Origin of the sequence: Mesorhizobium sp. C395A (genome assembly GCF_030323205.1) — a bacterium.
Classification (GTDB): Bacteria; Pseudomonadota; Alphaproteobacteria; order Rhizobiales; family Rhizobiaceae; genus Mesorhizobium.
Genome location: NZ_CP100473.1, coordinates 1,411,775 through 1,429,899, shown reverse-complemented (window position 1 = coordinate 1,429,899; position 18,125 = coordinate 1,411,775). Strand labels below are relative to the sequence as shown.

The window sequence follows — 18,125 nt, the reverse complement described above, 5'->3', positions numbered from 1 at the left end:
TCAAATCTCCATTGCGGCTGAAGCGCCGACGGCGGGACGTAGCGCCTTCCCGGAGGATTTTTCAAGCGTCACCACGTCGCCGCAATCGATGTGATAGAATCCTGTCGTGGTGGAGATCCCCGATGAGACTTGTCTTTCTGGCAGCGACCGCTTTTTTCTCCCTTGCTGTATCCAGCCAAGCTTTGTTGGCCGATGATGACCCGGCGACCGATGACCAGGCACCTTATGTCGACGACAGGTCGGATGCCGCAGCGGTGGTCCGTTCGCTCTACAGTGCCATCAATCGGCACGAATTCGCCCGCGCCTGGGCTTACTACGGCGATACCAAGCCGGCAAAGGATTTCGACACTTTCGTCAAGGGCTATGACGGCACCGACAAGGTCGACGTGGAAACCGGCGCCATTTCCGATGAAGGTGCCGCCGGCAGCATCTATTACAGTGTCCCGGTGGCCATCCGCGCCACCGACAAGGACGGCAAGGAAGCAGTCTTCGCCGGCTGCTACACGCTGCGCCAGGTCAGCGCTCAGATCCAGGCCCCGCCGTTCCGACCAATCTTTATCGACAAGGGCGCGCTGAAGCCATCCAAGGCCGATTTCGAGGGGGCGCTGCCGCCAAGCTGTGGTGACGGGCCGCCGCCGCCGAAGAAGGACACCGCACTCGAGCAGGTGAAGAAACTGTTCGCCGCCGATTATGGCGATCAGTGTGACAAGCAATTTCTCGGCGAGGAGCCGAACATCTTTTCGATCAAATACAAGGCAAAGGACGCGGCTGCCAGCGATCCCGACAAGGAAACGCGGCTTTTCGAGTTCTACTGCCAAGCGGCAGCCTATAACGCAAGTTCGGTCTACTACATGACCGACGAAGTATCGGGCGTGCGGCAGTTGCAGTTCACCGAGCCCGAAATGGATATCCGTTACGAGAACAATGACAGCGACGGCAAACTGCTGGGCATGGATATCATCGGCTTCCGCACAACCGGCTGGGCGGCCAATTCCGAATATGACGAAGAAGCCAAGACGCTGACCACGTTCAACAAATGGCGCGGCATCGGCGACGCCTCGGACAAGGGGATATACCTGTTCCGTAACGGCGATTTCTCCCTCGTCCAATATGATGTGGACGCGTCTTACGATGGCGAGGAGAACCCGCAGACGGTGGTCGACTACAACACCGCGCCGTAGGGGTCTTAGCAGGAACCGCCGCGCTCAAGCAGTCCTTCACATTCGCCTTCTCGTTTCAGGCCGCGAACGCATCGGCCGGAAGAAGGCGCGAATGTCCTCGACCAGAAGACTCGGTTCCTCCAGCGCAGCGAAATGGCCGCCTCGCGGCATCGATGTCCATCGCTGAACGTCAAAGACCCGCGCCACCCAGGATCGAGGCGGCATCGGCAACTCGCGAGGGAAAAGCGCTACCCCAAATGGCGGCGAAACGCGTTCCAGCGTCTCGAACGCAAGAGGGAACAGTCGATTCTCCTTGTAGAGTCGCAAGGACGAGGTGAGCGCGTTGCTGAACCAATAGAGAGAAACATCCGTAAGGAGCGTGTCCATGCCGAAGGTGCGCTCCACGTCACCGTCGCAATCGCTCCAGCTACGGAACTTCTCGATCATCCAGGCTGCGAGACCGATCGGCGAGTCTGTCAGAGCATAAGCAAGCGTCTGAGGCTTCGTGCCCTGCAGATGGGCATAGGCGCCCTCCGTTGCCGTCCAGGCCGCGGCCTTTTCCAGAAAGGCCTGCTCCTCAACGGTGACAGGTGGCAGACCTGCACCCAAGGGTGGCCGATAGCTCCCGGGAATGTAATTGACGTGGACGCCAAGCACGCTTTCGGAATGGAGCCGTGCCATCCAGGCGGAAACGCCCGCGCCGATGTCGCCTCCTTGGGAAGCGAAGCGGTCGTAGCCGAGCCCGCGCATCAACTGTACCCATAACTCCGCGATGCGGCCGGAATGGAAGCCTGGTTCCGTCGGCGCCTGGGAAAAGCCGTATCCGGGCAAGGAGGGAACTACCACGTGGAAAGCGTCGGCCGGGTCACCACTATGGGCAGCTGGGTCTGCCAGCAATGGAATGACGTGTTCCATTTCGATGAACGAGCCGGGCCAGCCATGCGTTATGATCAGCGGCAGCGGCGCCGGTCCGTTGCCTGGCTGGTGGACAAAGTGGACATCTAGGTTGTTCAGCCTCGTCAGATATTGCGGCAGCCGGTTCAGCCGCGCCTCTTGCACTCTCCAGTCGAAGCGGTCTCGCCAGTAATCCGCAAGGCGCTTGATGAACGGCAGCTCGGCCCCATCGCTCCAGCCCGCTTCGCTTAGCGGAATTGGCCATCTTGTTGCGCTAAGCCGGCGCTGGAGATCTTCAAGTTGTTCGTTCGGAATTTGGATCTTGAAGGGGTGGGCGTCCATCGCTGTGCTTCCGATCTGTTGGATCATATCAGCCTACACCTAAGAGGATATCGGCCGAACCATGATTGCCAAAACCAAGGGGCACCTCTGGGCGATATGCCTCAGGGCGCCTTCGACAGCATCCAGTTCAGCGTTTGGCGCCAGTCGACCATGCGGATCGGCGTGCCATGTGTGCCGGTCTCGAACCGGACGAACCGGGTTGGATAGGCTTTCGAGTTCGCAGTGATCGAGCGGAAGAAGGCCTCCTGCTTCTCCACGGGAAAGACCGGATCCTTGCTGCCTTGGCCGAAGAACACCGGCACATGGCGCCTGTAGGCCGGGCTCGACAGGAAACTGTCATCCCATAGCGAGCCGAGCAGCAGCAGCCCGTTGATGCGCCGTCCCGTATCGTTGCGGCCGGCCAGCTTCCAGCACAGCGCACCACCCATCGAGCCGCAGGCGACGAAGATTTTCGCGTCCGGCGAGGCCTCGGCATAGTGGCCGATCAGCGCCGCGACCTGGGCCGCGCCCTTGTCGCCGAAATCGGTGAAATCGGGTGAGAGATAGAGGCCGCCATTGCCGGCCATCAGGTTCTTGATTCGGTTGAAGTTGCCGCCGAAGGTGAAGTCGTCGACGCCCTGCTTGCGGCTGCCGCCCTGCCCGTGCAGGTAAAGCACGATGATACCGGCGCCTTCGGTCTTGCCTACGGCGACATGCCTGACATCGCCGGCATCGGTTTTCAGCATCAAATCCCGCTGCACCTTGCGCACGCCGGTGTCGGTATACTTAGCCTGCACGCGCTTTTCCGGCACCTCGTCGCGGTCGTTGATGTCGCGCATCTCGCGATAGTCGATGACGGTGTAGGCGCCTTTGTCCGTGGACGAGAGCGTCGCCGGATAGGCGAAGAGGTCATCCTTGTAGGGTTTTAGTTCGAGCGCGTCGGCGTGAGCGGCAGAGAACAGGAAAAAGAGCGAAATCAGAAGGCTATGGAGCGCGGCCGCCCCCCTCTGGCCTGCCGGCCATCTCCCCCTCAAGGGGGGAGATTGGATATCACGCCGCCTTCCGCCAATCTTCAAAGCTGCAGGATAGACGCCGCCATCGAGGCTGCTGATCTCCCCCCTTGAGGGGGAGATGGCCGGCAGGCCAGAGGGGGGTAGAAGCGCTGAGGCAAGTAAAGAGAGAGCCATGCTAAAGGCATGCGTTTTTCGGCTTCGCTTTGTCAATCCTGCAGCACGCCGCCGGCGTCTTCCAGCGCCTCGCGGGTGTCGACATCGATCGCCGCGCCGTCGCCGATCTCGACGTCGATGACATCCAGTCCCTCGGCCTCGACCAGATGGCGGGCGCCGGTGTCGCCCTCGAGGTGAGCGATGCCTCCAAACAGCGCGCGTGGCAGCAGCACCGGATTGCCGCGGCGGCCGTCATGGGCGGCACGCACCACTGAGCGGCCGCCGTCCCTACGGAAGGCCTCGATCAACCGGTCGAGATCGGCCGATGAGATACCCGGCATGTCGCCGAGGACGATCATGGCGCCGGCCGCCTCGGCTCCAACGCGGGCAATGCCGGCTTTTAGAGACGAGGAAAGGCCGTCGGCAAAATCCGGATTGTCGGCGAAGATCACGTCGAGGCCGGTCAAGGCTTGGTGCACCCGCTCACGCTGGTGGCCGGTGACGACAACGGTGCTGGTTGCCTTCGAGGCCAGTGCGCGCTCGACTGTCCGGCGCACCAGCGGTTTGCCGTCGAACAGCGCCAGAAGCTTGTTCGGCCCGCCCATGCGGCTGGAGCGACCGGCGGCCAGAAGCACGATCTCGACCTTCAGCCCGGCTCTCGCCGGCAGCGGCTCGCGCGGCTGCGGCCGGGTCGGGATTTCCATCAAGAGGCCGCCAACGCCCATGCCGGCGATGTCCTTGGCGGTGACGTCGAGACCGGCGATCAGCCTGTCGAGCACCCAATCGAAACCGTTCTCCTTGGGGCTGCGGGCGCAACCGGGCGCGCCGATGACGCGCTTGCCGTCGAGCGTGCCCAGCACCAGCAGATTGCCGGGATCGACGGGCATGCCCGCGCGGATCACCGTGCCACCTGCTGCCTCGATCGCCGCCGGAACGACATCGTTGAAATCGCTCATCGCCGAGGCGCCGAAGATCACCACCATGTCGTTGTCGCGCGCCAGCGCGGCGGCGGCCTCGGCGACGGGCGCAATTTCGTGCGGCGTGCGGCGCTCCGTCGTCAGCCGGCCGCCGGAGCGTGCCAGCCGCGCTTCGGTGACGCGTAGCGTCTTGTCGAGCACGCTCGCCTTGATGCCGGGCAGCACCGTCTGGATGACGCCGATGCGCACCGGATGGTAGGCGTTGACGGCGAAGATCTCGCCGCCGGCGCAGATCTTTGTCACCGCATCGACAAGGGCCGAGGCAACGGCGAACGGGATGATCTTGACCGTCGCCACCATCTGGCCCTGCTCAACCGGCGCGTGCTGCGCCAGCGTGGCGATGGTGATGGTCGGGTCGACCGCATTGATGGCGTCGATCATGGCGGCATCGACGGTGAAGAGACCGGCGGCCTTGGCATGGAGGTTAACGCGGCCGGTCGCGGCCGGTTTTGCCTCTATGTTGCGGTGGGCCATGCTGGCAGCAATCTTTTCGGCCGCCGCATCCTCGCTGAGGTCATCGGCGGCAAGCACCGCCACGACGATCTCGGTAATGCCGGCCGCCTTCAGCACCGCCACGTCCTGCGTGCTCAGCCTGTGCGCCTTGCGGAAACGCCGCTCGCCCGCCGTCGTGGCATGCGCCAGCACCGCGCCTTGCGCCTTGTCGATTGGAACCGGACCGAATCTCACGCCGCAGCGCCTTTCGATTCCAGCCCGCGCGAGCGAAAGGCGTGGATCGTCTGCGCCAGGATGGCGACGGCGATCTCGGCCGGGCTCGCCGCGCCAATGTCGATACCGATCGGTGCGTGGATGCGGGCGATCTGGTCGGCGCTGGCGCCGAGCGCCAGCAGGCGCTCGACGCGCCTGGCGTGTGTTTTGCGGCTGCCGAGTGCGCCGACATAGAAACAGTTGGCGTCGAGCGCGGCCTTCAGTGCGAAATCGTCGATCTTCGGATCATGGGTGACGGCGGCGAGCGCCGTATAGCTGTCGAGCGGCTGGCGTTTCAGCACATCCTCCGGCCATTCGGCATGGAGTGCTACATCGCGAAAACGGTCCGGGGTGGCGAAGGCGGTGCGCGGATCGACGATCTCCAGGGGATAGCCGGCGATCCTGGCCATCGGCGCCAGCGCCTGACTGATATGGACGGCGCCGACTACCACTAGGCGCGGCTGCGGCAAATGCGCGTTGAGGAAGAAGGTGCGCCCTTCAGCCTCGACCGAACCCGAATTGCCGGTGCGGAAAGCCTTGGCGATCGCTTGCCCGAGATCGCCGGCAACCTGGTCGCCTTCTCGCACGATGCGGTCGCGGCCGTCGCCGAGATCGGTCACCAGGATCGCCGCACGGCGGGCACGGCGTTCGGCATTGAGGGCTTTGAGAGCGTAGGGATCCATGCCTAACCGAGCCGCTCCACATAGACTTTGATGCGGCCGCCGCAGGACAGGCCGACCTGCCAGGCGGTTTCGTCGGCAACACCGAACTCCAGCATCTTCGCTTTCCCCGAGTCGATGACGTCCATCGCCTCGCTCACCACGGTACCCTCAACGCAGCCGCCCGAGACCGAGCCGTGAAAATTGCCTTCGGCGTCAATGACCAGATGACTGCCGGCCGGCCTCGGCGCCGAACCCCAGGTCTCGACCACAGTGGCGATGGCGACATCCTTGCCGTCCTTCATCCAGCCTTCCGCGATGATCAAGGGGTCGCGGGCCTCATCGAGATAGATGCTGTTGTCCATGATCGCTTGCCTCAAAGTCTGTTTTTCTCTGGGAGCCTGTTTTTCGGAATCCAATATGGCTATGCGGCGCGCCTGACACCAGCGTCCAGCCAGCGACGCGGATCGACCGAAGCGGCCGATTTCTTGTCCAGCGAGGCGCAGAGGTCGGCCAGCGCATCGAGATTGTGCACCGAGCGGAACTCGTCGACATGAGGCAGCATCGCTCTGACGCCGCGGGCGCGGGCCTCGAAACCGTCGAAGCGCAATAGGGGATTCAGCCAGATCAGCCGCCGGCAGGATTTGTGCAGGCGATCCATCTCCTCCGACAGGCCGGCGACATCGTCGCGCTCCAGCCCGTCGGTGATCAGCAGCACCACCGCGCCCTGCCCGAGCACGCGGCGTGACCAGTGCTTGTTGAACTCCGCCAGCGTATCGCCGATGCGGGTGCCGCCCGACCAGTCCTTCACCGCCGCCGAGCAGTCGGCAAGGGCGGCATCGGGGTCGCGATGGCGCATCTGCCGCGTGAGATTGGTCAGTCGCGTGCCGAAGACGAAGGTGTGCACGCGCCGCCGTTTTTCGGTCAGCGCATGCAGGAAATGCAGAAAGATGCGCGTGTACTGGCTCATCGAGCCGGAGATGTCGGCAAGCACGACCAGCGGCGGATGGACCTTGCGGGCGGAACGGAATTTCGGCAGGATCAGTTCGCCGCCGGTTCGGGCGACCGACCGCATCATGGCGCGTGGATCGATACGGCGGCCATGCAGGTCTGCCTTGAAGCGTCGGGTACGGACCATGTCGAACGGCAGCCGCAGCCGGGCAATCGCCTTCTTGGCGTCTGCCATCTCGTCGGCATTCATCTGGGCAAAGTCCTTGCCGCGCAGCACTTCATTCCCGGAGAAGGTTAGCCGGGCGTCGACTTCGATCTCCGGGATTTCCCTGACCGGCCGATTCTTCTCGTGGCCTTCGAACATGGCCTGGCTGACGCGGTTTTCTGCCGCGCGCGGCTTTTGCTTCTCCCTGGTGTCGGGCGCCACAGGCGAGAACATCGCCAGAAGTTTCTCGATCAGCTCGCGCGATTTCCAGAACAGCCGGAAGGCTTCGTCGAAAACAGGGTGATCCTCGTGCCGCGACACAAGCACGGCATGCAGCGTCCAGTAGAAATCGTCGCGCGAACCGATGCCGGCGGCCAGCACCGCCTCGATCGCATCCTTGACCGAAGCCGGCCCGACGCGCATGCCCGCTTTGCGCAAGGTGCGGGCGAAATAGACGATGTTGTCGGCGATGCGCCCGTCTTCCGTCGCCTCTCTGGGTTCGGTCTCTTTGGGGTAAGCACCCGGCGCCTTCACTGCCCTACTCCGCCGCCGCCAGTTCGGCCTTGACCTCATCGAGGATGCGCCGGCCCTCGCCCGCGCCGATGCGGGCAATGTCGTCCTGGTATTTCAACAAAACGCCGATCGTGTCGGAGACGGTTTCGGGATCAAGCGCCACCTTGTCGAGTTCGGTCAGCGCGCCGGCCCAGTCGATGGTTTCGGCGACACCCGGCGCCTTGAACAGCTCGACCCGGCGCAGCTTCTGGATGAACGACACCACTTCCGCGGAAAGTCGGCTGTTGGCCTGCGGCACCTTGCGGCGCACGATCTCCAACTCGCGCTCGGCATTGGGATAGTCGACCCAGTGATAGAGGCAGCGCCGCTTCAGCGCGTCGTGGATTTCGCGCGTGCGGTTGGTGGTGATGATGACGATCGGCGGTTCCTCCGCCTTGATCGTGCCGAGCTCGGGCACCGTCACCTGGAAATCGGACAGGATTTCGAGCAGGAATGCTTCGAAAGCCTCGTCGGTGCGGTCGAGCTCATCGATCAGGAACACCGGGGCCGCACCCGCCTTGCCGGTCAGCGCATCGAGCACCGGGCGGCGGATCAGGTATTTTTCGGAAAAGACATTGCGCTCCATGTCGGAGCGGTCGACCGAGCCTGCCGCCTCCTCCATGCGGATCTCTATCATCTGCGCGGCGTAATTCCACTCATAGACAGCGGACGAGACGTCGAGCCCTTCATAGCATTGCAGGCGGATCAGCCGGCGGCCGAGTGCGTGCGCCAGCACCTTGGCGATCTCGGTCTTGCCGACGCCGGCCTCCCCTTCAAGGAACAGCGGCCGCTGCATGCGCAGGGACAGGAACAGCACCGTTGCCAGCGAGCGGTCCGCGACGTAGTCCGCGCCGGTCAGGAGATCGAGCGTTTCGTCGATCGTCCGCGGCGCGGGGCGCGGTTTCAGCTCGGTCATTCTTTCTCCGTTGCCGCCTCTGCCCCGCTTTGCAGCACGTGGTAGTCGCGGGCGTGATAGATCAGCGGCCGCAAATTATCGCCCATGCGCAGGCCTGTCACCTTGCCAAAAAGCACACGATGGGTGGCCAGATCCTTGGTGTCGATCAATTCGCAGTCGAACACGGCGAGAGCGCCCTTCAGGGTAGGCGCGCCCGTCGATATGACGTCCCACTCGCCGAGCCCGAAACGCTCATCGGCCGACAGCCCGGTCAGGCCTGAAAACGCCACCGATAGCGGCTGCTGGTGCGAAGCCAATGTGTTCAGCGCAAACCGGCCGTTTTGCACGAACAGCTCGTTCTTGGCATTCTCGCGGTTGAGACAGACAAGCACGGTTGGCGGCGTGTCCGACACCGAACAGGCGGCAATCACCGTCGTGCCGCGTTTGCCGGCGGGCCCGTCGGTGGTCACCACATGGACGTGGCCGGCAAAATGCGCCATCGCGTCGCGATAGGCCTGAGGCCCTATGTCGTTCAACTTCAACACCGATGATTTTCCATAAGCGGGAATCCAAGCGTTATATATGGCGGCACACAATAGGCCACAAGCGAAGTGGTTGACGCCAATCCGCAAATTCCCGTGTTGCGCCTGGGGCGGGCAGCCTTTAGGTCTTGGCGGAAGAGACGCTGGAAGCATGCGACCGGCACGGAGGAATTCGTCGTCAGAATGCGACCCCCAACAGCTGTAATAGCGGCACTGCTCTGGCTGCTGCCGGCAAGCGCCGGCGCGCAGACGCTGCTTGTCGGCGTCGCCGCACCCCTGTCCGGTCCGTCGGCGATCCTGGGCAAGCAGATCGAGGCGGGTGCTGCCCTGGCAGCAGAAGCCAACGGCGCCGAGATCAAGACGGTCGACGATGCCTGCACCGCCGATGGCGGGGCTGCCGCCGCCAGGGAATTCGCCGCTGCGAAGGTCGATATCGTCGTCGGCTTCCTCTGCACCGAGGCGATCCAGGCGGCGCTGCCGATCCTCAAGGACGCTGACATACCGGTCATCACCGTTGGCGTGCGCACCGAAAGCCTGACCGATCGCCGCGCCAAAACCGGCTGGCCGGTCTACCGGCTGGGGCCACGCGGCGACGACGAGCGCAATGCGGTGGCCGGCATCCTGACCCGGCTGTGGCAGAGCGAATTGTTCGCCATCGTCGATGACGGGACCATCTATGGCCGCGAAATCGCCGAGACGCTGCGCGCAGCGGCCGAACAGGCGGCGCTGAAGCCGGTCTTCACAGACACGTTCCGGCCGCAGCTCGACAACCAGATCGGGCTGATCGGCCGGCTGAAGAAGGCGGGCGCGACGCATGTCTTTGCCGGTGGCGACGGCGACGACATCGCCATTATGGGCCGCGACGCCGGCCAGCTCGAGGCCGGCATTGTCTTTGCCGGCGGCGAGAATTTGCGCACGCCACCCGGCGATGAGCCTTACGCCGCCGGCACGCTGATGATCGCGCCGCCGGAATGGGCCGATGTCGCCGATCCCAAGGTGCTGGCGGCGTTTACGGCCAAGAACATCGCGCCGGATGGCTATGCCTTGCCGGCCTACGCGGCGGTGGAGATTGCCAAGGCGGCCTCGGCCGCGCCCCAGACCTCGGGCAAGGGGCTGGCCGACGCGCTAACCGGGCATGATTTCACCACCGCGATCGGGCCGCTGCGGTTCGACGACAAAGGCGATCTGAGCCAAAACCTCTATCGCGCCTTCCGCTTCGACGGGACGCGTTTCGTGCCGGCGGAGACGAATTGATGTTTCGCACCGGGCCGCGCAATCTGATCACCGATGTCGCCGGCTTGCGCGTCGGCAACGCGTCGGATGCCACGCTGAAATCGGGCGTCACCACCGTATTGTGCGACGAACCGGCGGTCGGTGGCGTGCAGATCCTCGGCGGCGCGCCGGGCACGCGCGAGACCGATTTGCTCGAACCGCACAATTCCATCGAGGCGGTTCATGCCGTCGTGCTTTCGGGCGGTTCGGCCTTCGGCCTCGACGCCGCGTCGGGCGTGCAGGCGGCGTTGCGTGAAAAAGGCATTGGCGTCGATGTCGGCGGCTTTCGGGTGCCGATCGTGCCGGCGGCGATCCTGTTTGACCTGCGCAATGGCGGCGACAAGGATTGGGGCCGTTATCCTCCCTACCGCGACCTCGGCTACGAAGCCGCCCAGGCGGCAACAGTCGACTTTCCGCTCGGCACAATCGGCGCCGGCACCGGCGCGCTAAGCTCCGGGCTGAAGGGCGGCCTCGGCTCGGCCTCGACCGCGCTCGACAGCGGCATCACCATCGGCGCGCTCGCCGCCGCCAACCCGACCGGCTCGGTGACGATTGCGCGTACACGCTATTTCTGGGCGGCACCCTTCGAGATCGGCGATGAGTTCGGAGGCCTCGGCTATCCCTCGCCGATGCCGGACGACGCCAGGCGGATCCTGTTGAAATACCGCGACAAGCGTGTCGGTGGACAAGTCGAGGCCGGTGGTAACACCACCATCGCCGTCATCGCCACCGATGCCGTGCTGACCAAGGCGGCAGCCAAGCGGCTGGCCATTTCAGCGCATGACGGCTTCGTGCGCGCCATCTGGCCGGTGCACACGCCGGCCGACGGCGATCTGGTGTTCGCGCTGGCGACGGGGAAGAGCGGCATAGAACTCAGCGCCGACGATGCCGTCGATTTCTTTGCCACTGCCGGCGCCACCATGGCGCGCGCAATCAGCCGCGGCATCCATGCCGCGACGCCGGCCGAAGGCGACCTGTTTGCGGTGTGGTCGTCGCGCTGATTTTCAGTCAGGTCGGGTCGGACTCTTCTTCCTCGAAGCTGACCGCGACATCCGAATTTGCCGACAGCCAGACTTTCTGGCCCTCGACCTCGGCAAGCAGGCTCAAGGGAATGTAGTGGTGATGCCCCTGATGGGCGCCCTCGCCGCGGTCGGCCTTGGTCAACTTGATCCGCTCGCCATCGACCCTGTCGACGGTGCCGATGTGAACGCCGTCGGCGCCGACCACTTCCATATGCTCGCGAATCTTGCTGGCCTCAGTCATGGGGTGTTCTCCTTTTGAAAACGATCGACGATAACAAACAGAGGCGAAATTGGATGCATCGCCTTTCGAATAGCACGATGTTTTGACTGTCTCGTGATAGGGAACGATCGAACCACGGCAGGCGGAGCGGAACCCCGATGCGAAATCTCGTCCTGATTGGCGTTTGCCTGCTGGTCCATCTGGCATCCGCCATGGCCGCCCAAGCGGGCGATGTCGCCGAGCTTGAAATCCTCGGCTTCAGCAAGGATGGCAGCGTCTTCGCCTTCGAGGAATATGGTGTGGCAGACGGTTCGGGCTTTCCCTATGCCAATCGCCACTACATCAACACCGCCGACGACACGTTCCTGAAGGGCACGCCAATCCGGGTCCGGCTGGAGGATGAGACCGCCTCGCTCGAGACGGCCCGTCAGCAAGCCAGGCAAAAAGGCGAAGCAATCATTGCCCAGGCCGAGCTTACCGCCAACCGCGGCATCACCGCCGGCTTCAACCCGGTGACCGAATTGTCGGCCGACCCGTTCCGCATGGTGGTCAACCCACGGCCGATCTTTTCGCCGGTCGACCCGCCGCTGGAATTCCGGCTGGACGAGATCGGCATGAACGACACCGAAAGCTGCCAGAGCCAAGGCGAGATCAACGGTTTTCGCTTGCTGCGGATCGAGGCCAGGGATGGCGGCCAGACCCATCTGCTGCATGAGGATAAATCGATCCCGAAAAGCCGTGGCTGCCCGAACGGCTACAGGATCGGCGCGGTGCAGACATTTTCGATGGACGGCATCAGCGCCTATGCGGTGCTGATCGCGGTGCGCCAATACGGCTTCGAAGGGCCGGATTTTCGCTGGATCGCCGTGACCGGACGCCTGTGACATCGCTCGATCAATCCAGTTGGCGCAAGCGCGCCGGAAATCGCGTCAGCCGCGCCGTACCATCGACGGGCACCGCGCTTCTCGGCGCCTTGCTGTGGGCGATGGCCATGGGCGCCAGCGCGCTGACCGGTCTTTGGCTCGACAATTGGGAGACCCCGGAAAAGATCCGCTTCGTCGCCCTGCTGTTTGCGACCGGCGCGGCATTGGCCTTTCCCGTCGGGTTGTTCGCGGCGCGGCTGGTCTCGCTCGACCGGCATTGGGAGGTGGCGTTCGCCGCCGCCTTCGTCTGCCTGCTTGCCACGACGCTCGCCTTCACCGGCGGGTTGTTTGCGCTGCAATACCGCTCCTATTATGCCGAATGGCACGCGGAGGCCTTCACCGCCCGGTGGGCGTTCGAACTGGTCTTCACCTCGCTGACGGCGCTCTACCAGTTCGTGGTGCTGGGTATCAGGCTCTATTTTCCGCTCGGATTCATCGCGCTTGCCGCCGCCAGCGTTTGGTTTGCACGCCAGCAGCGTTGAGCATTCGGTCCGCCTCTGATAGGAGGCGCACTTAACCACCGACATATCAGGACTGACGGATGATCCCTCGCTATTCCCGGCCGGAAATGGTCGCCATCTGGTCGCCGGAAACCCGCTTCCGCATCTGGTTCGAGATCGAGGCCCATGCCTGCGATGCGCTGGCCGAGCTCGGCGTCATTCCCAGGGAAGCCGCCAAAACCATCTGGGAAAAAGGCGGCGCCGCCCAATTCGACGTCGGCAAGATCGACGAGATCGAGGCCGTCACCAAGCACGACGTCATCGCCTTCCTCACCCATCTCGCCGAATTCGTCGGGCCGGATGCGCGTTTCATCCACCAGGGCATGACCTCATCGGATGTTCTCGACACCTGCCTTGCGGTGCAGCTCGGCCGCGCCAGCGATATCCTGCTGGCCGACCTCGACGGCCTGCTCGCCGCGCTGAAGCGCCGGGCCTTCGAGCACAAGGACACCGTCACCATCGGCCGCAGCCACGGCATTCATGCCGAGCCGACCACGTTCGGCGTCAAGCTGGCGCAGGCCTATGCCGAGTTCTCACGCTGCCGCGAGCGGCTGGTGCACGCGCGAGAGGATATTGCCACCTGCGCCATATCGGGCGCGATCGGCACCTTCGCCAACATCGATCCCTATGTCGAAGAACATGTGGCGAAAAAGCTTGGGCTGAAGCCGGAGCCGGTGTCGACGCAGGTCATCCCTCGCGACCGCCATGCCATGTTCTTTGCCACGCTCGGCGTCATCGCCTCGTCGGTCGAGCGGCTGGCGACCGAGATCCGCCATCTGCAGCGCACCGAGGTGCTGGAAGCGGAAGAGTATTTTTCGCCGGGCCAGAAGGGCTCGTCGGCAATGCCGCACAAGCGCAACCCGGTGCTGACCGAAAACCTCACCGGCCTTGCCCGCATGGTGCGCTCCATGGCGCTGCCGGCGATGGAGAATGTGGCGCTCTGGCACGAGCGCGACATCTCGCATTCCTCGGTCGAGCGCATGATAGGGCCGGACGCCACGGTAACGCTGGATTTCGCGCTGTCGCGGCTCACCGGCGTCGTCGACAAATTGCTGGTCTATCCCGACAACATGCTGAAGAACATGAACAAGTTCCGTGGCCTTGTGCATTCGCAGCGCGTGCTTTTGGCGCTGACGCAAGCCGGCGTCAGTCGCGAGGATGCCTACCGCCTGGTGCAGCGCAACGCCATGAAGGTATGGGAACATGGAGCTGATTTCCTTGAGGAACTGTTGGCCGACAGGGAAGTCACCGCAGCGCTGCCCGAAGCCGAGATCCGCGAGAAATTCGACTTGGGCTATCACACCAAGCATGTCGACACGATCTTCAAGCGGGTTTTCGGATAGGTTTTTCGATGCGGCTGGCCGTCCTTTCCGACATCCATGGGAATCTGCGCGCGCTTGAGGCGGTTCATGCGCAGATCAAAGACGCTTCTCCCGACATCATCGTCAATCTGGGCGATTGTCTTTCCGGGCCGCTATGGCCTGAAGAAACCGCGCAATATCTGATGGCGCAGAATTGGCCGACCGTGCGCGGCAATCACGACCGTGTGCTGGTCGAGCCGCCTGCTTCCGGGTTGGAAGACGTCGATGCTTTCACCCACCAACGCCTGTCCCAGGCGTCATTGACCTGGCTCTCCGCATTGCCGGTCACCCTGTCGCCTGCCCAGGACATCCTGCTTTGCCATGGCAGCCCCAGTGACGACGACGTGTTCCTGCTCGAGGAAGACGGAGGCAGCCACTTCCACCCGTCCAATGAAAAGCAGATCAGGCACAAGCTGGGCAGCGCCGGCGCCGGGCTGACCTTGTGCGGCCATACACATACGCCGCGCGTTGTGCGCTTGTCGGACAACCGGACAATCCTCAATCCCGGCAGTGTCGGCGTCCAGGCATTCCCAGGTTTGACTGTGACCGGCAGTCCGGATGCCCGCTATGCCCTTGCCACGCGCAAGGACAGACAATGGTCGTTCAGCCATCATACGGTCAGCTATGACTGGACCGAAGCATCCGGCCGCGCCACGGCGACCGGATTCGACAGCTGGGCGCATGGGCTGCTGACGGGCTACGCCGCCAATTCCTTGTAAGAACCGAGCAGACGCTCAGCCTGGGGCGCCTGGTACGGTGCGGATCACCGTGCCCCACGGATCTTCCCGTGTGATGTCAGCGGTTGTCTTGTCCGAGCGCATCTCGACCCAGGCCAGCCCTGAGCGGGACGGATCGCGGCGCCCGGCGCCGGCGCTGTGCCACGAATTGCCACCGATATGATGGTGGTAGCCTCCCGACGACAGGAACACCGCCTGCCCTCCATACTTAGCGACCGTGTCGAAGCCAAATTCGTCGTGCCACCAGGCCTCGGCATCTTCCGGCCGGCCGACGCGCAGATGGACATGGCCGATAATGCTGTTTTGCGGCGCGCCCTGCCAGCCGGCGTCACCGGCCGGCACGCTGCCAACCACGGCGGCCAGATTCAGCCGCTCGGTCGCCATGGCGATCTTGTCGCCGTTCCACTTCCACTCCTGCGGCAGACGGTCCCTATAGACTTCAATGCCGTTGCCTTCGGGGTCGGTCAGGTACAAAGCCTCGCTGACCAGATGGTCGGAGGCGCCCTCGATGCGGATCTTGTTGGCGGCGGCATGGTTTATCCAACGGCCGAGATCGGCGCGGCTGGGCAGAAGGAAAGCGGTGTGGAAAAGGCCGGCGCTGCGCGGATCGTCGGGCTTGGCCGCTGCGTCAGGCTCGATGACCAGCAGCTGGCGCTCGGCAGCGCCCAGCGTGATGGCGCCATCGGCGCGGCTCAATTCCTGCAGGCCGACAACAGCCCGGTAGTAATCGGCAAGTCCTTCGGCGTCGCGCGCCTTCAGGCCCACGCGTGACACGCTGACGGGGGTCGTCGCGGCAAAAGGCAGTTCGCTCATAAAACTCTCCGTTCAGCGCATTATCCCAGGCCGCGCCACCAGTCTATTCTGTTGTCCATCTCTTCCTGCCTCAAATCGTCGATCCTGATCGTTCACACAAGATGGAAAGAATCGAACAGGTTGTTCACGATTGTGATGCACCGCATGCGTCAGCGCGGGTTGCACGAGACACGGCCGCTCGCTATCTCAGCGCCATGAAAGTCAAAGACGCAGATATTCTGATCGTGCCGGGCTACACCAATTCCGGCCCCGAACACTGGCAGACACGCTGGCAGTCGAAACTGTCGACGGCGCGCCGGGTCGAGCAGGCGGAGTGGTCGAAGCCGGTGCGCGAGGACTGGACGGCGAGCGTGGCGAACGCTGTCAACGAGGCCGAGCGGCCGGTGGTGATCGTTGCCCATTCCCTGGGCGTGGCGGCCGCGGTGCAGGCCATTCCGCAGTTCAGGAAGCCGGTCGCCGGCGCGTTTTTTGTCGCGCCGCCCGACGTCGCCAACCCGGAGATAAGGCCGCGTCACCTGATGACCTTTGGTCCCTATGCGCGCGAACCGCTGCCCTTCCCGTCCATCGTCATCGCCAGCCGCAACGATCCGTTCTGCGCCTTCGAGGTTGCCGAGGACATTGCCGCCGCCTGGGGCTCGCTGTTCATCGATGCCGGCGAAACCGGTCACCTCAATGAGGATGCCGGCTTCGGCCCGTGGCCGGAAGGGTCGATGACCTTCGCCAAGTTCCTGACCGACCTCAAGGCCTGACCGGGCAAGGCACCACGCCTCAGCCCTTTATCGAATCGTTCATGCTTTTGATAAGTGTCTTTGCGCCGAGCGAAATCAGCGCATGGTCCGAGCCCATGGCCAGCAGCCGGTAGCCCATCGCCACGACGCGGCCGGCAATCGCCGGCTCAACGACGTAGATCGCCGCATGCTTGCCCGCCTTGCGCGTCCGCTCGGCGATCGAGGCGACGGTTTCCATCATGCTTTCCAGCGTCGAATTGACTGTGGCGCCGTTCGACCAGGCGATCGAGAAATCCGATGGACCGAGGAAGATGCCGTCAATGCCCGGCGTGTCGAGAATGCCGTCCAGCGCATCGAGCGCGGCGCGGGTTTCGACCATGGCGAAGGCCATGGTGCGTTGATTGGTGTCGCGCAGCCATTCAGCATGGTCGCCCTTGCCGTGGCGCGGAAAGGCATAGGTCGGGCCCCAGGAGCGCTCGCCCATCGGCGGATATTTCATCGCTGCGGCAAAGAGTTTTGCATCGGCCACCGAATTCACCATCGGTGCAATCACCGCCTCGGCACCGAAATCGAGGGCGCGGCTGGCCATGTCGAAGCGGCCGACCGGAATGCGCACCAGCGCCGGCTTGTTGGCGGCCAGCACCGGCACCAGGCCGCGCAAGACCGAGTCTTCGTGGTGTCCGCCATGCTGCATATCGAGGGTGACGGCGTCAAAACCCTGCTTGGCGATGATTTCGACCGTCAAAGCGTCCGGAACGCCGGACCAGGCGGTGAACAGCGTTTCATCCGCCGCCAGGCGTGACTTCAGGGACATGGGTGCTTTCCTCGTTGGGTAGAGCCTTGTAACAGGCCTACGCACAGTTTCAGCCGGAAAAGGCTGAAAAGGCAAAGAAAAACCGCCCGGCTGAGCCGGGCGGTCGATTGGTCCAGTCATTCCAGGTTTGTCGCAGGTTCTGTCGCAAAACGCAGGACACTTTTGCGGAACCTGCTTCGGTCCGGTCAGGTGTTCTTGATCTGCTCGATCGCCTGCGCCATCAGTTCGTCCATGGTGCGGCGGATCTGGTGATCCGACTGGTCGACGCCGGCGGCGTCGAAATCCTTGCGGATCTTGCGGAATACGTCGTGATCGCCGGCTTCCTCGATGTCGGAAACCACAACTTCCTTGGCATAGGCGTCGGCGTCAGTGCCGGACTTGCCCAGCTTTTCGGCTGCCCACAGGCCAAGCGCCTTGTTGCGGCGTGCCGAAGCCTTGAAGCGAAGTTCTTCGTCGAAGGCGAATTTGCGCTCAAAACCCTCTTCGCGGTCTTTCATGCTGCTCATGGCTTCCCTCCGATGAATTCGATTCGCGTTGGCGATGGATATGTGTGCTGCCGCAGCACAAACCAAAAGGGCGCGGGCCGGTCAATATGCTACATCACTTGCTGCGCTGCGGCATTTCATTCCTGAAAGCGGTAGATGGGAAGGATTTGCCGATTGAGCAAACGCTGTGATTGGGATAGACCCGGCATTGAACCCCACCCGT

20 protein-coding genes are annotated in these 18,125 nt (G+C 63.6%); 8 read left to right on the top strand and 12 right to left on the bottom strand.

Going from position 1 to position 18,125, the window contains the following annotated elements:
- Positions 1-122: 122 nt before the first annotated feature.
- The gene (locus NLY37_RS07105) at positions 123-1,181 is read left to right on the top strand and encodes a DUF1176 domain-containing protein (protein WP_023697587.1); all 1,059 of its coding nucleotides are present in this window, start codon (positions 123-125) and stop codon (positions 1,179-1,181) included.
- A gap of 36 nt (positions 1,182-1,217) precedes the next feature.
- On the opposite strand, the gene NLY37_RS07100 is transcribed toward NLY37_RS07105, so the two are convergent.
- The 8 genes from NLY37_RS07100 to NLY37_RS07065 form a co-directional block, all read right to left on the bottom strand.
- Complete coding sequence (locus tag NLY37_RS07100; protein ID WP_245271016.1) at positions 1,218-2,423, bottom strand: epoxide hydrolase family protein; 1,206 nt, start codon at positions 2,421-2,423, stop codon at positions 1,218-1,220.
- A 74-nt stretch (positions 2,424-2,497) separates the two neighbouring features.
- Positions 2,498-3,409 carry an alpha/beta hydrolase gene (locus tag NLY37_RS07095; RefSeq protein ID WP_245271017.1) on the bottom strand — a complete coding sequence of 304 codons (912 nt, stop codon included), beginning with the start codon at positions 3,407-3,409 and terminating at the stop codon, positions 2,498-2,500.
- A 185-nt stretch (positions 3,410-3,594) separates the two neighbouring features.
- Entirely contained in the window at positions 3,595-5,205 is a 1,611-nt protein-coding gene (locus NLY37_RS07090; protein ID WP_023743121.1) for an NTP transferase domain-containing protein, read from the bottom strand.
- Positions 5,202-5,906 carry an XdhC family protein gene (locus NLY37_RS07085; RefSeq protein WP_023743122.1) on the bottom strand — a complete coding sequence of 235 codons (705 nt, stop codon included), beginning with the start codon at positions 5,904-5,906 and terminating at the stop codon, positions 5,202-5,204. Before NLY37_RS07085 ends, NLY37_RS07090 begins: the two co-directional genes overlap by 4 nt.
- A gap of 2 nt (positions 5,907-5,908) precedes the next feature.
- Positions 5,909-6,247, bottom strand: coding sequence for an XdhC family protein (locus tag NLY37_RS07080; protein ID WP_023669077.1), 339 nt, complete (start codon positions 6,245-6,247; stop codon positions 5,909-5,911).
- Between the two features lie 59 nt (positions 6,248-6,306).
- Positions 6,307-7,572 (bottom strand): vWA domain-containing protein, encoded by a 1,266-nt coding sequence (locus NLY37_RS07075; protein WP_286441947.1) that lies wholly within the window; start codon positions 7,570-7,572, stop codon positions 6,307-6,309.
- Positions 7,573-7,576: 4 nt separating this feature from the next.
- A complete protein-coding gene (locus NLY37_RS07070) occupies positions 7,577-8,506 on the bottom strand; it encodes an AAA family ATPase (RefSeq protein WP_023743124.1) in 930 nt (309 codons plus the stop codon).
- The gene (locus tag NLY37_RS07065; RefSeq protein ID WP_023743125.1) at positions 8,503-9,030 is read right to left on the bottom strand and encodes a flavin reductase; all 528 of its coding nucleotides are present in this window, start codon (positions 9,028-9,030) and stop codon (positions 8,503-8,505) included. Before NLY37_RS07065 ends, NLY37_RS07070 begins: the two co-directional genes overlap by 4 nt.
- 180 nt (positions 9,031-9,210) lie before the next feature.
- Between NLY37_RS07065 and NLY37_RS07060 the strand changes: the two genes are divergently transcribed.
- On the top strand, positions 9,211-10,281 hold the full coding sequence (locus tag NLY37_RS07060; protein ID WP_023743126.1) for a branched-chain amino acid ABC transporter substrate-binding protein: 1,071 nt from the start codon (positions 9,211-9,213) through the stop codon (positions 10,279-10,281).
- The gene (locus NLY37_RS07055) at positions 10,281-11,300 is read left to right on the top strand and encodes a P1 family peptidase (RefSeq protein WP_023739382.1); all 1,020 of its coding nucleotides are present in this window, start codon (positions 10,281-10,283) and stop codon (positions 11,298-11,300) included. Before NLY37_RS07060 ends, NLY37_RS07055 begins: the two co-directional genes overlap by 1 nt.
- A gap of 7 nt (positions 11,301-11,307) precedes the next feature.
- Here the strand turns inward: NLY37_RS07055 and NLY37_RS07050 are convergent, their stop codons facing one another.
- A complete protein-coding gene (locus NLY37_RS07050) occupies positions 11,308-11,562 on the bottom strand; it encodes a DUF2171 domain-containing protein (protein WP_023743127.1) in 255 nt (84 codons plus the stop codon).
- Between the two features lie 137 nt (positions 11,563-11,699).
- Here NLY37_RS07050 and NLY37_RS07045 point away from each other — a divergent pair, with 137 nt between their 5' ends.
- From NLY37_RS07045 to NLY37_RS07030, 4 genes are all read left to right on the top strand, one after another.
- Positions 11,700-12,425: a DUF2259 domain-containing protein gene (locus NLY37_RS07045; RefSeq protein ID WP_023694137.1), complete on the top strand. Its 726-nt coding sequence runs from the start codon at positions 11,700-11,702 to the stop codon at positions 12,423-12,425.
- A 101-nt stretch (positions 12,426-12,526) separates the two neighbouring features.
- The gene (locus tag NLY37_RS07040; protein ID WP_245261354.1) at positions 12,527-12,946 is read left to right on the top strand and encodes a hypothetical protein; all 420 of its coding nucleotides are present in this window, start codon (positions 12,527-12,529) and stop codon (positions 12,944-12,946) included.
- A gap of 59 nt (positions 12,947-13,005) precedes the next feature.
- Positions 13,006-14,307: an adenylosuccinate lyase gene (gene purB, locus NLY37_RS07035; RefSeq protein WP_023743128.1), complete on the top strand. Its 1,302-nt coding sequence runs from the start codon at positions 13,006-13,008 to the stop codon at positions 14,305-14,307.
- A gap of 8 nt (positions 14,308-14,315) precedes the next feature.
- On the top strand, positions 14,316-15,044 hold the full coding sequence (locus tag NLY37_RS07030; protein ID WP_023743129.1) for a metallophosphoesterase family protein: 729 nt from the start codon (positions 14,316-14,318) through the stop codon (positions 15,042-15,044).
- 15 nt (positions 15,045-15,059) lie between these two features.
- On the opposite strand, the gene NLY37_RS07025 is transcribed toward NLY37_RS07030, so the two are convergent.
- Positions 15,060-15,875 carry a VOC family protein gene (locus NLY37_RS07025; protein ID WP_023743130.1) on the bottom strand — a complete coding sequence of 272 codons (816 nt, stop codon included), beginning with the start codon at positions 15,873-15,875 and terminating at the stop codon, positions 15,060-15,062.
- A gap of 194 nt (positions 15,876-16,069) precedes the next feature.
- Between NLY37_RS07025 and NLY37_RS07020 the strand changes: the two genes are divergently transcribed.
- On the top strand, positions 16,070-16,624 hold the full coding sequence (locus NLY37_RS07020) for an RBBP9/YdeN family alpha/beta hydrolase (RefSeq protein WP_023708637.1): 555 nt from the start codon (positions 16,070-16,072) through the stop codon (positions 16,622-16,624).
- Positions 16,625-16,643: 19 nt separating this feature from the next.
- Here NLY37_RS07020 and NLY37_RS07015 read toward each other — a convergent pair whose 3' ends face one another.
- Both NLY37_RS07015 and NLY37_RS07010 read right to left on the bottom strand, forming a co-directional pair.
- A complete protein-coding gene (locus tag NLY37_RS07015; protein ID WP_023715987.1) occupies positions 16,644-17,417 on the bottom strand; it encodes an HpcH/HpaI aldolase family protein in 774 nt (257 codons plus the stop codon).
- Positions 17,418-17,602: 185 nt separating this feature from the next.
- Positions 17,603-17,923 carry a DUF1476 domain-containing protein gene (locus NLY37_RS07010; protein WP_023669091.1) on the bottom strand — a complete coding sequence of 107 codons (321 nt, stop codon included), beginning with the start codon at positions 17,921-17,923 and terminating at the stop codon, positions 17,603-17,605.
- Positions 17,924-18,125 lie beyond the last annotated feature (202 nt).